The 14,455-nt window shown below is 60.1% G+C and carries 9 protein-coding genes; 1 reads left to right on the top strand and 8 read right to left on the bottom strand.

The window, feature by feature from the left end; all coding sequences use genetic code 11:
• Positions 1–50 precede the first annotated feature (50 nt).
• The 8 genes from ACO77H_RS27650 to uvrD all read right to left on the bottom strand — a co-directional run bounded on the left by ACO77H_RS27650 (position 51) and on the right by uvrD (position 11,232).
• Positions 51–458: an SMI1/KNR4 family protein gene (locus tag ACO77H_RS27650; protein ID WP_029290059.1), complete on the bottom strand. Its 408-nt coding sequence runs from the start codon at positions 456–458 to the stop codon at positions 51–53.
• A 99-nt stretch (positions 459–557) separates the two neighbouring features.
• The gene (locus ACO77H_RS27645; RefSeq protein WP_432754798.1) at positions 558–2,057 is read right to left on the bottom strand and encodes a surface lipoprotein assembly modifier; all 1,500 of its coding nucleotides are present in this window, start codon (positions 2,055–2,057) and stop codon (positions 558–560) included.
• A 93-nt stretch (positions 2,058–2,150) separates the two neighbouring features.
• Positions 2,151–2,813, bottom strand: a complete 663-nt coding sequence (locus tag ACO77H_RS27640) for a Slam-dependent surface lipoprotein (RefSeq protein ID WP_432755788.1) — start codon at positions 2,811–2,813, stop codon at positions 2,151–2,153.
• A gap of 187 nt (positions 2,814–3,000) precedes the next feature.
• Entirely contained in the window at positions 3,001–6,111 is a 3,111-nt protein-coding gene (locus tag ACO77H_RS27635) for a TonB-dependent receptor domain-containing protein (RefSeq protein WP_432754797.1), read from the bottom strand.
• A gap of 134 nt (positions 6,112–6,245) precedes the next feature.
• Positions 6,246–7,226 carry a FecR family protein gene (locus ACO77H_RS27630; protein WP_346266489.1) on the bottom strand — a complete coding sequence of 327 codons (981 nt, stop codon included), beginning with the start codon at positions 7,224–7,226 and terminating at the stop codon, positions 6,246–6,248.
• A gap of 43 nt (positions 7,227–7,269) precedes the next feature.
• Positions 7,270–7,767 (bottom strand): sigma-70 family RNA polymerase sigma factor, encoded by a 498-nt coding sequence (locus tag ACO77H_RS27625; RefSeq protein ID WP_169954026.1) that lies wholly within the window; start codon positions 7,765–7,767, stop codon positions 7,270–7,272.
• Between the two features lie 185 nt (positions 7,768–7,952).
• Entirely contained in the window at positions 7,953–8,825 is an 873-nt protein-coding gene (locus ACO77H_RS27620) for a Tim44 domain-containing protein (protein ID WP_169954025.1), read from the bottom strand.
• Between the two features lie 223 nt (positions 8,826–9,048).
• On the bottom strand, positions 9,049–11,232 hold the full coding sequence (uvrD, locus tag ACO77H_RS27615) for a DNA helicase II (RefSeq protein WP_169954024.1): 2,184 nt from the start codon (positions 11,230–11,232) through the stop codon (positions 9,049–9,051).
• Positions 11,233–11,512: 280 nt separating this feature from the next.
• On the opposite strand from uvrD, the gene ACO77H_RS27610 reads away from it, so the two are divergent.
• The gene (locus ACO77H_RS27610; protein ID WP_170042033.1) at positions 11,513–14,392 is read left to right on the top strand and encodes an EAL domain-containing protein; all 2,880 of its coding nucleotides are present in this window, start codon (positions 11,513–11,515) and stop codon (positions 14,390–14,392) included.
• Positions 14,393–14,455 lie beyond the last annotated feature (63 nt).

The raw sequence follows: 14,455 nt of genomic DNA, 5'->3' as shown, positions 1-14,455 counted from the left end.
CAACTGAGCGATCCACCGTAGGCGCCGGCCGGCCGGCGCCTACAAAGGCATCAGCTTTCCAGCCAGACGTCCCGCGCCCAGTGCCACACCGACTCCCAGGACTCTTCGGTTACCAGTTCTTCTTCGCCGGACCACAACACCACCGTGCCGTCTTCTTCGACGCAATAGTAGTCGTCGCCATCCTGGCAAATCGGGATCAGTTCGCGAGGCACGCCGATATCCCAGGCATTGGCGGCGACTTCCGGCAGGTAAGTGTGGGACTGGGGGTCGGTGATGGTCACCGGCTCCAGGCTGCCATACACCACATCGCTGACGGTCAGCAGGAATTCCTTGAACACAAACGGGATGTTGATAAACAGCTGTTCCTCGACTTCCACCAACTGGTCTTCGTCGGGCAGTTCCAGAGGAACCGGTACCGGTTCGTTGGCTTCACGCAATTGTTCGATAACTTCTTCCACGGCCGGGATCCTCATGCTAGATGGCGCGGTTTATAGGGGCGTTTTATACAGTAGCTCGCTATAAGTGCAACCGCGAAATAGAAAACCCGGTGTTGTCGGTTAAAACTGCTTTTCCAGCTTTAGGCTGATGCTGTTTTTGTCGTAGGAATAAAGCCAGTCGACATTGCTGACGACCTTGTTGTACTTGACCGTCAGACTGGGCACCGCATCCAGCACCGCCAGGCGTGGGGCACGCAGGATAAAGGTGTAGCCTTGTTCTTTCTCATTGCGTCGATCATCGACGATAGCGCTGTAGGCATCGTATTGGCGCTTGCGGTACGAGGCGAACAGCACGGCGCTGACGCCCACTTCGAAATCCTTCGCCACCCCCAGCCGCACGCCCTTTTGCAGGTAGGCCGCCGTGCGGTCCTGGGTATTACGTTCGGTCAGGTCTACGCCGCCGAACAGCGTCCACCGCTGGGGTAGGGCCTGCCACAGGGTGGCGTAGACCGAACTGATGCCGCCGTCGAGGTTGCTATTGATCTGGTGTTTGTAGGCCATGTCCTTGTATTCGCCTTCCAGCTTGAACATGCGGGTGGCCGACAGTGTATGAATCCATTCGCCGCGCAGCCCCCAGGCGCTGTACATGGCGTTGTCACCAATCGTATTGAATTCAAACGACGGCCCGAAGGCGTACTGGTTTTTGGCGTCGTGGTAGCTGTAGCCAGCGTTATTGATGAGGGTACCTTCGTTGTACTTGCTCTGTTTTTCATAGGCCTGGCCATAGAGCAGCGAGCGCATGAACACCCCGTGGTGGCCGCTGATGGCCACGCGCTTGTTGAGCGTGGCCTCGTAGTCCGCGCCGTGGGCAGACACGGCCTTGGGCAGTGAGCGTTTGACGTAGATGGTTTCGTCGGGGGTGACGTAGCGATAAGTCACCTCGCTTTCCGGGGACTGGTTGAGGTTGTAGCCCCAGGTCGGGCCGATGGCCAGGGAGCCTTGCCAGTCTTCACGGTGGTCCAGGGCCTGGATAAAACTGTCGACGGTCTTGCCCACGCCCATGGCTTGGGCGTCCGCTGGGCTGAGGCTGCTGCTGATCTGCCGGAACGCGGCGTTGGATTCGCCATCCTTGCGGTTCTCGAACAATACCCGCGCCAGCTCCAGGCGCCCCGGCAGGAAGTCGCCCTGCAACGCCAGCAGCTGGCGGTAGTAGCTTTCTGCTTGTTCAAGGTTGCCATCGGCGCGGGCCAGGCCGCCGTTGGCATAGGCGGTGAGCATCGGGTCGTGGCCGGGCAGGGCGGTGTAGCGCTTGAGGTAATCCCTGGCTTGTGGCCACTGCTGGCGCTCGATGGACAGGTACACCGCGCGGCCCAGTTCATCGAGGTTGTTGCCCACACTGTAGGTCTGCCCATCGATATTCAACAGCGGCGGGGCGCCGTCGCTGGGCAGTTCATCCTTGAGCAACTCGCGCTCTTGCTGATTGGCGCGGTACTCGATGGTCTGGTTCAGGCGCAGGCTGGTGTCCTGGTCGGCGGCAAATACCGCCGGGGTCATGCACAGCAGCAGGGAAAAGGGTAAAGCGTGGAGCGTGAGGGATCGCATGCAATAGGGCTGGGGCATTACCGGGCTCTCGGGATCGCTTCAAAACGCCAAAAGCAAGTGCCTGGGGGCAGGCACTTGCTTGGGTGGTGCTACAACAGGTTCAACGTGCGATTACTTGGCGACACCACCGAAGGCGGTGTCGTAGTTGCGGTCGGTGAACTTGGCGATACCCGCCAGCGACGCGGTGGCGCCTGCGCCGAAGAAGCTGCCTTGGGTGGTGCCGGTTGACAGGCTTGCGTTAGTGACCGCATCGCGCGCAGCTGCGTTGCCGGCAAAGCTGGCGTCGGCGGTGTTGATGTTGGCCACCAACTGGACCTTCAAGGTGCTGTTGCTCAGCGAACCTACCAGCGTCGGGGCGGCCGTACCGAAGGATGCGGTCAGGTCGCCAGACAGCACGTTAGCTCCGGAGTAGTTGTTGATGCCCTGTACCGCATAGGTCACGCTGGCCGTTGGCAATACGCGGCCGGTGGTATCGCCGGAGTAGTACACGACGCGGGTTGGATCATTGTTGGCGCCGGTCTGCGACCACTCTCCGTAGTACACCTGCTGGTTGGCGACTTGTTTGAAGTCGAAGTTGCCCAGTGTGGAGTGAGAGGGTGGCATCATCGCGGTGGTAATGGTGGAGACACCATTGGCATCGGTGGCAGCCATACCTTTCAAACCGCTGAAAGCGACTTTCGTGCCGTTGTAAAAAGCCTTAACGCCAATGGCTGGCTGGCCTGCGGAACCTGGGTGGTTAGTTGAGCCTGAACCACTGGAGCCGTCGACGACGATCGTGCCATCGTAACTTTGACCAGAAGAAGTGGCTGCTTGAGCAACGCCAGCCAGACCCAGAAGTGCCACTGCCAATACTGTGTAGTTGAAAGATTTCATTTCATCATCCATTGAGTGATTTAAATTAAGTCAACACGTCAAGCGTTTGCCAATTTCTTCTTTAGCCTCCCATGCAGTACCTCCCAAGTTAAAAAGTAGTGGTGAAAGCGAGTTTCAACGTTCGACCGGGTGCGGGCATGGCCGAACGCGTGAGTGGGTCGATGTAATAAAGGTTGCTCAAGTTGGTGCCGGTTAACTCGATGGATGCGTCATCGGTCAATTTATAGTTAACGTAGGCGTCATAAGTGATGATCTTGTCCCATGACATGGGCGTATTCAGGTAATAACTGACCATGGCGCTGTTGGGGTAGTTGTCATAGAACTTGTTTTCATGTTGGCGGTAATAAATAGCCCGTCCGCCCACTTCCAGTTTGCGATCAAGGAAGCGCGCACCTAACCCGAGGTTGGCAGTCCACTCCGGCATTGCCATGCTCACCAGGTATCCGCCTACAAAACCGTCTTCCACGCAGTTGGGGGTGCTACCGTCGGTGCTGACGGAGACAGCCGAGTTTTCATCGCAGACTCTGTTTTTCAGGACGTGGCCGATACTCATGTCGGTGAAAAACCGTCCGTTATCGTAGCGGCCCTGGAACTCCACGCCGGAAGTGACTTGCTTCTCAAGGTTACTGAAGCGCAGTTGTGGGTCACGTTCGATCACGTTTTTGGTCGTGTTGTAGTAATAGCTCAGCTTGATGTCGGCGCTTTCACTGCCACCCCAGCCGGCCAGGTTATGGATGTAGGCGGCTTCGTAGTTATGCGCATGTTCTGGCTCAAGCCCCCAGGGGTTGACCGATGAGGAAAAGCCCATGGTGCTTTCAAACATGCTTGGGTAACGGATGGCCTCGCTGTAGCGCAGGTAGACCCGGCCATTTTCCGAGGTATAGAAGGTTGCAGAAAGCGAAGGTGTCCAGCCACTGTCTTTCTGGTGTTTGGCTTTGATATCTTTTTCGTAGCCCTTGCCGTTTCCGGAAGAGCTGCAGGAAATAATATTCTCGCCTGCATTCAAGCCATTGATACATGGGTTGTTAGCGCGTGAATAGCGACCTTTACCATCGCTCTCCCAGTTAACCCTATGTTGGGTTTTTTGAACGGGTGATGTTTCTTGCTTAATCACTTCTATATCAGCCAAACGTTCGGCCTCTGTGGCGCCGAAAACATCCCAGAGCCCTTTCATGTTTTCAACTTTCTGATCAATGATTGTTTTTAATTCTGCATCCGTCAGTGTTTTTTGCGTGGTGTAATCCACCCGACGCCCGGTTTCTTCAAATTGTGTTGTTATCCCACTCTTGTCCTGGGCACTTTTCAAGTAATCATCAAATGCCCAATAAGACGAATAACGCATCCCCGCCTCAAACTTGGCAAAGCTTACGGGCCGCCAGTCGAATTTGAAGTTGTATTCCTGTTCCTCGCGGCGCCCGGCCCGAGGGTACATGCGCAACGTGTCGCTGATGATAGGGTCGTAATAGTTGTCGTTCGATCCCAACTTTTCATGCTGATAACTACCACCCAGGGTCAGGTCGAGGCTGTCGAGCAACTTCAACTTATTGCTTGCGGTCAGGCCGATACGATCATGCTTGGCGTTGGCCAGGGCGGTATTGCGGTACACCGGGTCGGCCATGGTGGTTTGATTGGGGACGCCACCGCTGCTGTAGGTATCGCTGCGGGTGTTGGTCATCCACAGGTTGGAATAGAAATCCACCCACGGGTTACCTTCGGGCTTGAGGTTGTATTCCAGGTTGTAGGCTTTGCTTTGTACATGGCTCAACGGCCATTGCGGCACGCCGTTGGTGGCGGCGTCGTAAGTCGTGCCGGGTTTAAAGAACGAGATCCGTGATGGCAGGATCTCGCCGTACAGCGCATCGGTGTCGCGATAGCCGAATTCCAGGGACTGGTTTTCATCAATCTTGAGTTTGGCCTTGCCCAGCCAGGACTCCATCTTGCTGGAGGTGTTGGGCACTTCATCGCCCGGTTTGTAGATAGTGGCGAGGTTGGGAATGTAGTCAAACTCGCCGTTGACTTTCTTCCCGCTGGAATAGAAGCCGCTCTTGTTCTTGCCTGCGTAGTGGTTGCCTTTTTCACGGAAGGCGTAGGCTGCCAGCAGTTCGAATTTTTCCTGGCGCGTGGCCAGTGCCAGGCGGTAGGCGGAGTCATCGCTGGACAGCAGTTTGTTACTGCTGCTGGTGCGTGGGTGTTTGTACAGCGAGTGATCGTAATAGCCCCTGATGGGTGAATATTCATAACCGGGGCTGGGCATTTGCCCGGTCATCAGCGTCGGTAGTTTGGGTGACACCGAGTTGTTGCTGCCTTCGATTTTAAGTTCGCCACCATATTCCTGGTCCTGCTTGAGCACATCGTCGACGTTTAGAGTGCTGGCCACCACTGCGCCGCCAATGCCGCTGTAGACGTTACGCTCCAGGTTCGGGCCCTTGAGCACCTTGATGCTGCCGATCAGGTTGGGGTCGATGTAGTTGCGGTTGTTGGCGCCCATGTAGCCGCGGTAAGCGGTGATTGCCTGTTCGGTACCGTCGATGGTCACAGGCACGCGGCCGGGGCCCTGGATGCCGCGGATGTTTGGGTCCAGTGCGCCGCTGTTGCGCGAGTCGCCGCTGTACACGTTGAGCATGCCCTTGAACATATCGGCGGGGGCTGCGCCTTTGTAGCGTTCGATCTGCTCCTTGCCGGCATACACCGAGGAGATGTCATGGTCGTAGATATCGTTGTAGCCCTTTTCGTCCCGGGACTGCTTGCCTTCCATGCCCATGACGTAGGTCGGGTGCAAGTCGCCGGCCTGGATACCCGCCGAGTTCGGTGCCGATTGCACCTGGATGATCGGGCGCTCGGCTGAGCCGGTGAGGCTGTAGCTGACTCCTTGGTTGGCCAGCAGCGTTTGCAGCGCGGTGTCCAGGGACAAGCGCCCCTTGACCGGGTTGCCGTAGCTGTTGGTGAAGTCGTTGCTGCCCAGGTACAACTCGACACCGGCCTGGCGCGCCAGCAGGACCAAGGCTTGATCCAGCGCCAGGGCGGGCACGTCGAAGTTGTGCACGTCAGTGGCCGGGGCGTGGTTTGCGCTTGGCGCTGCCAGCACCGGGCTGATGGTGGCGGCATTGGCGACCAGCGCAATGGCGGCCGACGCAATTCCCAGGCTCAGTCGGGTGCGTTTTGTTGCCTGGCGTTTTTTGTTGTTCTCTTGCGTCTGCAAAACCGGCCTCACTAAAGTAAATAAGATTTATTCACATGTAGTAGAAACGGCCCAGCTGCAAAAACGCGATAGATCGTTATGATCTATAAATATCGTTATTTATATTTTTTGAAATTGACGCCGTGCGAGGCGGCTCAGTAGATCAGTGTCAGTCCTGGCAGCTCGAACATGCGCCCGTGGACTTGCGCCACCAGGTGTTCAAGCGCGGCGTCGAGGTTATCCAGGCGCATTACCGCACTGACCCGCACGTTGCGCAGGGCCTCGCCCTTGACCAGCACCAGCCCCGGTCGGTAACGGTTGATGCGGGCGGCGGCGTCGGCCAGGGATTCGCGTTGGAATACCAGCCGGCCTTCCTGCCAACTGGCCAGTTCCTCGGGGCTGGTGTTCAGCGGCACCAGGCCCGTTCTGGGGCTGAAGTGCAGGCTGTTGCCCTGCTCCAGTAGCGCGGAACCTGCGGCTTCATCGCGCCCGTGCTGGGTCAGGTTGACCTCGACCCGATGCTGCAGCACACCCACCCAGCCTTCGCGATCCTTGCCGACACCGACCAGGTAACGTGTGCCTCGCGCGGTGATATCGGCCCCGGGCGCTTGTACGGTGAAGGGCCGCCGCTCCTGTTCATTCATTGGCGCAGGGGTGAAGACCGCCTCGCCCTGGCTCAAGCGCACCCGACGGGTCTGATCGTCGTAGGCCAGGCTCAGGATGCTGTGGCTGCCCAGTTGCACCTGGCTGCCGTCGGCCAGGGTGATCTGGCGCACCTCGCCAAACCCGGTGTGATAGTCGCTATTCAGGGCCTGGACCCAGAAAGGTGGTGCCAGCAGCATCCAGCAGCCCAACGCCAGCGCCGCCACGGCGCTGCCGCCGACCACCGGCATGCGCAGCCAGGCAGAGCGCGGCGGGCGTTGGGGTTTTACATAGCCGGGACGTTGCTTGAGCTGCGCGGTGGCCAGCCAAGCACGATTGGCGCGCTCGGCGGCGGCGGCGTGCAAAGGGTCGGCGGCCAGCCAGCGCTGAAACGCCTCGAGTTCACGTGCCGAAAGCTGTCCTTGGCGATGGCGCATCACCCAGTCGGCAGCTTTGCGCTCTACCGGGTCGATAGTCTGTGGGGAGGCGTTCACGGTTCGGTCTATTTACCTTTTGGCTCTTTGTCGTACACAAGGCTCAGCCCTCTTGGTCCGGCTCAAGCGCCCGGCCAATCCTGGCCAGGGCCATTGCCATGTGTTTTTGTACAGAGCTTGTGGATATCCGTAAATAGCGCGCGGTCTCTTTGTGCGTCATGCCTTCCACCCGGCACAGCATGAACACATCGCGGGTACGCGGTGGCATGCGCTGCAGCAGGCTTTCCAGGTGCTCCAGTTCCAACGCGCCGAGGGCCTGTTCTTCAGGGCAACTGGTTTCGTCGACCAGGGTGGCGAAGAAGGCGCTGGGGTCGTTGTCGTAGCGCTTTTCACCATAGCGGCGGTGATGGTCGATCATCAGGTTGTGCGCTACCCGAAACAGATAGGACGGCGCGCACAGCACGCGCTCCAGGCTCTCCAACTGGGCGATGCGCAGGAAAGTGTCCTGTACCAGGTCCGAGGCCAGGCTTGGGGAGCACTTTTTGCGCAACAGATACCGATGCAACGCGGGTGCATGTTGAGTGAACAGTTTTTCCAGCACGGCGGCACTTTCCTATGCTCGGGCAGAACCGGGGAGGGCGAGTATAATGAGAGTCGTTCTCATTAATCCAGCAAAACCCCATGCTGACTTTTCCACAGGCAAAAAAACACCCCGGCTGTGCAGGCTTCTTAAAGCGCTGCACAAGACCGGGGTGTTTCTTACAGCAGGCTGTAGGCCTTTGTGGATCAGCCGTTCTGGCGGATACCGGCTACCAGCCAAGGCTGGTTTTCGCCCTGTGGACGTTCCATGTTCCAGCTTTCGCTGAACACTTCGCCCTGGTCGAAGCGCGAAGTCTTCGACGTACCGCTGAAGGTCAGGGTAGCGATGGTCTTGTCGGCGCGATCATCCACACCTTCCAACTGCACGCGCAGGTCGTCGATGTAAGTCGACTGGAAGCCGTCGCCCAGTTCGGCACGTTCGCGCTTGAGGAACTCCAGCAGTTGCGGGGTCACGAACTCGGCGATCTTGTCCATTTCGTTGGCGTCCCAGTGTTGCTGCAGGGACTGGAAGTGGTTGCGGGCCGCTTCGACGAAACGCTCTTCGTTGAACCAGGCTGGCGCGTTGATCACCGGACGAGCGGCAGCAGGTGCTGCCGAGCCGCCGAAGATCGAACCCATGGCAGGCTTTTGCTCGAACACTTCACGCTGCATCGGCGCGCCGGCTGGAGCCAGGTGCTCCTGCTGCTTGCGGCGACGGGCGGCGATGAAGCGGAAGATCACAAAAGCGATGACCGCCATGATCAGGATGTCGAAGATCTGCATGCCCTGGAAGCCGCCGCCCATGAACATGGAAGCGAGCAGGCCACCGGCAGCGATACCGGCCAGAGGGCCCAACCAGCGCGAAGCACCGCCGGCCTTGGCAGCAGCGCCAGCGGCACCGGCTGCACCTGCGGTGGCAGCCGCTCCGCCCATGCCGCCAGCGGCTGGGGCCATTTGGCTGGTCTGGTGGCTCGGTGCTGCGCCGGAGCTTTTACCGCCACCGAAGCGTTTGGCGTTGGCGTCGAGGCTCATCGTCAGGCCGATGCACAACGCCATGGCGATGCTAAGAAAACGTTTCATAAAGGGAATTCCCATTTGTGGATTGCACGCGCGCCATGTTGCACAGGTGCAGAGGCAGTGGCTAGCGGCATAATGTTTCGGGCTTTTGCGTAAGACCTTTGCGAATGGTCTGTAGGACTAATTACAGATATTGGCCCGTACTGGTTAAAAACAAGGGCAAGGCGACCCATCACACCGAGGCAGAGCGCCCGATCGTTCCCACGCAGAGCGTGGGAACGCTCAGTCAGACCGCTTCGAGCTTGGCGTAACCCATCATCAGCCACTTGCTGCCTTCGGCGAAGTTCACCTGCACCCGTGCCTGGGCCCCGGCGCCTTCGAAGTTGAGGATCACCCCTTCGCCAAAGATCGCATGCCGGACCTGCTGGCCAAGGCTGAACGGGGTCTCGGGAATTTCCGAGCCGGCAAACATGTTGCTGGAGTTCTGCTGCTGGCCGCCACCAAACGGCCGGCTGACGCTATTGGACAAGCGCACTTCCTGAATCAGCCCTTTGGGCACTTCCCGTACGAAACGCGACACCTTGTTGTAGGTCTCGCTGCCATACAGGCGTCGTGTCTCGGCGTAGGTCATCACCAGGTTCTGCATCGCCCGAGTGATACCCACGTAGGCCAGGCGGCGTTCTTCTTCAAGGCGGCCGGGCTCTTCCAGGCTCATCTTGTGCGGGAACAGGCCTTCTTCCATGCCCACCAGGAACACGTAGGGGAATTCCAGGCCCTTGGCACTGTGCAGCGTCATCAGTTGCACGCTGTCTTCGTGCTCGTCGGCCTGGGTATCGCCGGCTTCCAGGGAGGCGTGGCCGAGGAACGCCGCCAGTGGCGACAGGTCGGCATCTTCCTCGCTGTTCTCGAACGCGCGGGCGGCGCTGACCAGTTCCTCAAGGTTTTCTACCCGAGCCTGGCCTTTCTCACCCTTTTCCGCCTCGTGATAAGCGATCAGGCCGGATTGTTCGATCACGGTCTGGGTCATCAGGTGCAGCGGCATTTCCAGGCATTTGGCGGCGAGGCTGTCGATCAACTCGACAAACCCACCCAACGCTCCGGCAGCGCGGCCGGTCAGGCCTTTATTGGCGATCAGCAGGCGCATGGCCTCCCACATCGACACATCGCTGTGACGCGCATGTTCGCGGATCGCCTCGACGGTTTTCTCGCCGATGCCCCGTGCCGGTACGTTGATCACCCGCTCCAGCGCGGCATCGTTGCCGCGACCTTCCAGCAAACGCAGGTAGGCCATGGCGTTCTTGATTTCTGCGCGCTCGAAGAAGCGCTGGCCGCCATAGATGCGGTACGGAATGCGCTCGCGCAGCAAGGCTTCTTCGAGTACCCGTGATTGGGCGTTGGAGCGGTACAGAATGGCGATATCACTGCGGGCCAGCCCGGTTTTCAGGGCGCTTTCAATGGTTTCCACCACGTAGCGCGCTTCGTCGTGCTCGTTGAAGGCCGCGTACAGGTTGATTGCCTCGCCTTCGCCGCCGTCGGTCCACAATTCCTTGCCCAGGCGCCCGGTGTTATTGGCGATCAAGGCGTTGGCGGCCTTGAGGATCCCGGCGGTGGAGCGATAGTTCTGCTCCAGGCGAATGGTCTCGGCGTCTGGGAAGTCGTCGGAATACTGGTAGATGTTCTCGATTTTCGCGCCGCGCCAGCCGTAGATCGACTGATCGTCGTCGCCCACCACCATCAGGCTGTCGCCGCCCTTGGCCAGCAGGCGCAGCCAGGCGTACTGCACGGCGTTGGTGTCCTGGAACTCGTCCACCAGGATGTGCCGGAAGCGCTTCTGGTAATGGGCCAGCAAGCCGGGGTTGTCGCGCCACAGGTCGAGGGCCCGCAGCAGCAGTTCGGAGAAGTCGATGACGCCGGCACGCTGGCAGGCCACTTCATAGGCTTCATAAATGCTGCGCATGGTGGCCAGGAACAGGTCGCCACTGGCCTGGATATGTTGCGGGCGCAGGCCTTCGTCTTTCTGGCCGTTGATAAACCATTGGGCCTGACGCACCGGCCAGCGTTGTTCATCCAGGCCCAGCTCGCGGATCACCCGCTTGACCAGGCGTTGCTGGTCATCGCTGTCGAGAATCTGGAAGGTCTGGGCCAGGCCCGCCTCCTGCCAGTGGGCCCGCAGCAAGCGGTGCGCCAGGCCGTGGAAGGTGCCGACCCACATTCCGGCCGGGCTGATGCCCATCAACTGCTCGATGCGGTGGCGCATCTCGGCAGCGGCCTTGTTGGTGAAGGTCACCGACAGGATGGAATGCGGCGACGCGTTCTCGACCTGGATCAACCAGGCGATACGGTGCACCAGCACTCGGGTTTTACCGGAGCCAGCACCGGCCAGGACCAACTGACGGCCAACGGGGGCTGCTACGGCCTGGCGTTGGGCATCGTTGAGGGAATTCAGCAAAAGGGAGAGATCATCGCGCATCGGCGCATTCTAGGGTGCCGGGGGAAGGGGGGCAAATCCCATTGCCGGGTGGTCGGCACAAAATAATCCGCGACGATCTTCAATCGGCTAATAATCGATCCACGGTGATGACCGGTAAGTCATCGCCTGTAGCCCGCGCCCTGTCTTGTTCAGCCCCTCTGGGCCCAAGGTTTGCGATGGTTTATTCGCCGATTTTTATGATCCAGAGCAGTTTGGTCTGCCCGCCCGCTTGTGTATGCTCCGTCGACGTTTCGGGCTCACCATTATAAGAACACTGCCTATGACCCTCAGCACCGACTTGCCTGGCCCTTCTGTCGCGCCGGCGCAAGTTATCCGCAAGCACTACGCCATGGAGATGGCGGTCGAGCGCACGCGTCTGTTGTACCAAGGTTCGTTGCTGCCCACTTTATTGATGTTGATTAACGGTCTGGTCTGCGCCTGGTTGCTCTGGAGCCCGCAGCGCTACGTGCTGGTCGGCAGTTGGCTGGTGTGGTTGCTGGCCCTGGTGGCGATGCGCGTGATCCAGGTGGCGGCCTTCGATAGCGCCCTGCCCAGCCGGCAGGCGCAGCCGGTCTGGCGGCGCATGTTCATGTTGGGCTCGGCGGCCAGCGGCCTGACCCTGGCGAGCGCGGCCATTGTCCTGGTGCCTCTGGACAGTTTCGTGCAGCAGGCCTGGATCTTCGGCCTGATTGGCGTGGCCACCTTATCGGCCAGCGTGGCCTACGCGGTGAGCGTGCCGGCGTTTTTATCGTTTGCCTTGCCCTGCCTGGTGCCCACCATCCTCTATTTATTCTGGAGCGGCGAACCGCAACTGCAGGGCTGGAGTTACCTGGGCCTGATTCTGCTGGCATCCCTGAGCCTGGTGGCATGGCAGGTCAACCGCCTGATCCAGCGCGGTTTGCTGCGCCGGTTCCAGAACCAGGCCCTGATCGAGCACCTGCAGCAGGCCCGTCAGCGCAGCGAGCAGTTGAATCAGGACCTGGTGCGCGAGGTTGAGCAGCGGCGCCAGGTCGAGCAGGAGTTGCGTGAGGCCCAGGTCGGCCTGCAACACCGTGTCGAACAACGCGGCCAGCAACTGGACGCCGCCAGCCTGGCCCTGAGCAAAAGCGAAGCGCGCCTGGCGATGGCATTGCAGGCCAGTGAGTTGGGTTTGTGGGACTGGAACCTGCAAACCGACGAGGTCCACCACACCCAACTCAAGGAGTTGTTCGGCCTGGAGCCGGAATACGTCACGGCGATGTTGCGCGACCTCACGCCTCGCCTGCACCCGGACGACTTGCCGCTGCTCAAGCGCGCGCTGGTGGAGCACTTGAAAGGGCGCAGCGAGGACTACCAGGTGGAGTACCGCGTGCGCCATGGCGACGGACGCTGGGTGTGGATCGAAGACCGTGGGCGCGCCGTGGAGCGTGCGGCCAGCGGGCGCGTGACGCGCATGCTCGGTACCCGGCGCGATATCAGTGCCGGCAAGGCGGTGGAAGAACAGCTGCGGCTGGCGTCCACGGTGTTCGAGGCGGCCAGCGAAGGCATCGTGATCCTGGACCCGGAGTACGTGCTGATTGCGGTCAACCAGGCCTTCAGTCGCGTGACCGGCTTTGATATCGACGACATGCTCGGGCGCAACGTCGTGGAGTTGCCGTGCAGCCGCGATGCCCGCCGACACTTCCCGGTGATCCGCCAGGCGTTGTTGAGCCACGGCAGTTGGCAGGGCGAATTGGTGGAGGCGCGCAAGAACGGCGAGCTGTACCCGCAATGGCTGCAACTGAGCGTAGTGCGCGATGTTCGGGGAAACGTGAGTCACATCGTGGGCTTCTTCGCCGATCTGTCGGCGCGCCGCGAATCCGAGGAGCGCATGCGCTACCTCACCCATTACGACGAACTGACGGGCCTGGCCAACCGCTCGCTGTTTCGCGAGCGCCTGCGCGAGGCCCATCAGCGGGTGCGCCAGGGTGGCCGCAGCCTGGCGTTACTGCATATCAACCTGGACCGCTTCAAGCTGCTCAATGACAGCCTGGGCCATGAAGTCGCCGACCAATTGCTGCAAAAAATGGCGCGGCGCCTGATCAACGCGTTGCCGGAGGCCGACACCATTGCGCGGTTGTCCGGCGATGAATTTGCGGTGTTGTTCGACGCTTATGGCAGCCTGTCGAGCCTGGCGCGAGTGGCCACCCGGCTGCTGGCCAAGTTGCGGGTGCCAGTGGCGGTGGAGGGGCATGAGTTGGTGGTCAGCGCCTCAATCGGTGTCAGCCTGTTGCCGGATAACGCGCGGGAAATTTCCGCGTTGGTCAGCCAGTCGAACATGGCTATGCAGCACGCCAAGCATTTGGGCGGCAATAACTTCCAGTTCTACACCGACAGCCTGCAAGCCAGCACCCTTGAGCGCCTGCAGCTGGAAAACCAACTGCGCAAAGCCATCGATGAACGCCAATTGAAGGTGTTCTACCAACCCAAGCTGTGCCTGGCCACTGGCAAGATGAACGCCGCCGAGGCGCTGGTGCGTTGGGATCATCCGCAATGGGGCAGTGTGCCGCCCGGTGATTTCATTGGCTTGGCAGAAGAAACCGGATTGATCGTGCCGTTGGGCGAGTTCGTGCTGCGCCAGGCCTGCTGGCAGGCGTGTGAATGGCAGCGCCAGGGCCTGGCGCCGATCCGCGTGTCGGTCAACCTGTCGGTGCACCAGTTGCGCCAGGGCAAGCTGGTCAGCCTGGTGCGTCAGGTGCTGGACGAAACCGGGCTGGCCCCGCAGTACCTGGAGCTGGAGCTGACCGAAAGCCAGTTGCTCGACAGCGTCGAGCACATCATCGCCACCTTCCAGCAACTGCGCGACCTGGGGGTGAAGCTGGCGATTGACGACTTTGGCACCGGCTATTCGTCCCTCAGCTACCTCAAGCGCATCCCCGTGGATTACGTGAAGATCGACCAGACCTTTATCCGGGGCCTGGGCCAGGGGCGCGAAGACTTGGCGATTACCCGGGCCATCATCGCCATGGCCCATGGCTTGGCGCTCAAGGTGGTGGCCGAGGGTGTGGAGGATCAGCAGCAGCTGGATTTCCTGCGCGCCGAAAACTGCGATGAGGTACAGGGCTATTTGATCAGTCGACCGATCGAGGCCGAAGGGCTGGCGGATTTGTTACGGAAAAATGCGGATTTTCCTGGCTGCTAGCGAGGCGCCATCGGGTGCTACATCGCATATGCCCGCTGATTCAGGGGGTAGTAGGGCGATTTA

The organism is Pseudomonas sp. WMBT8, assembly GCF_050916005.1.
In the GTDB taxonomy this organism is placed as follows: domain Bacteria; phylum Pseudomonadota; class Gammaproteobacteria; order Pseudomonadales; family Pseudomonadaceae; genus Aquipseudomonas.
The sequence above is the reverse complement of the archived record's forward strand: the minus strand, read 5'-3'. Positions and strand labels throughout refer to the sequence as shown.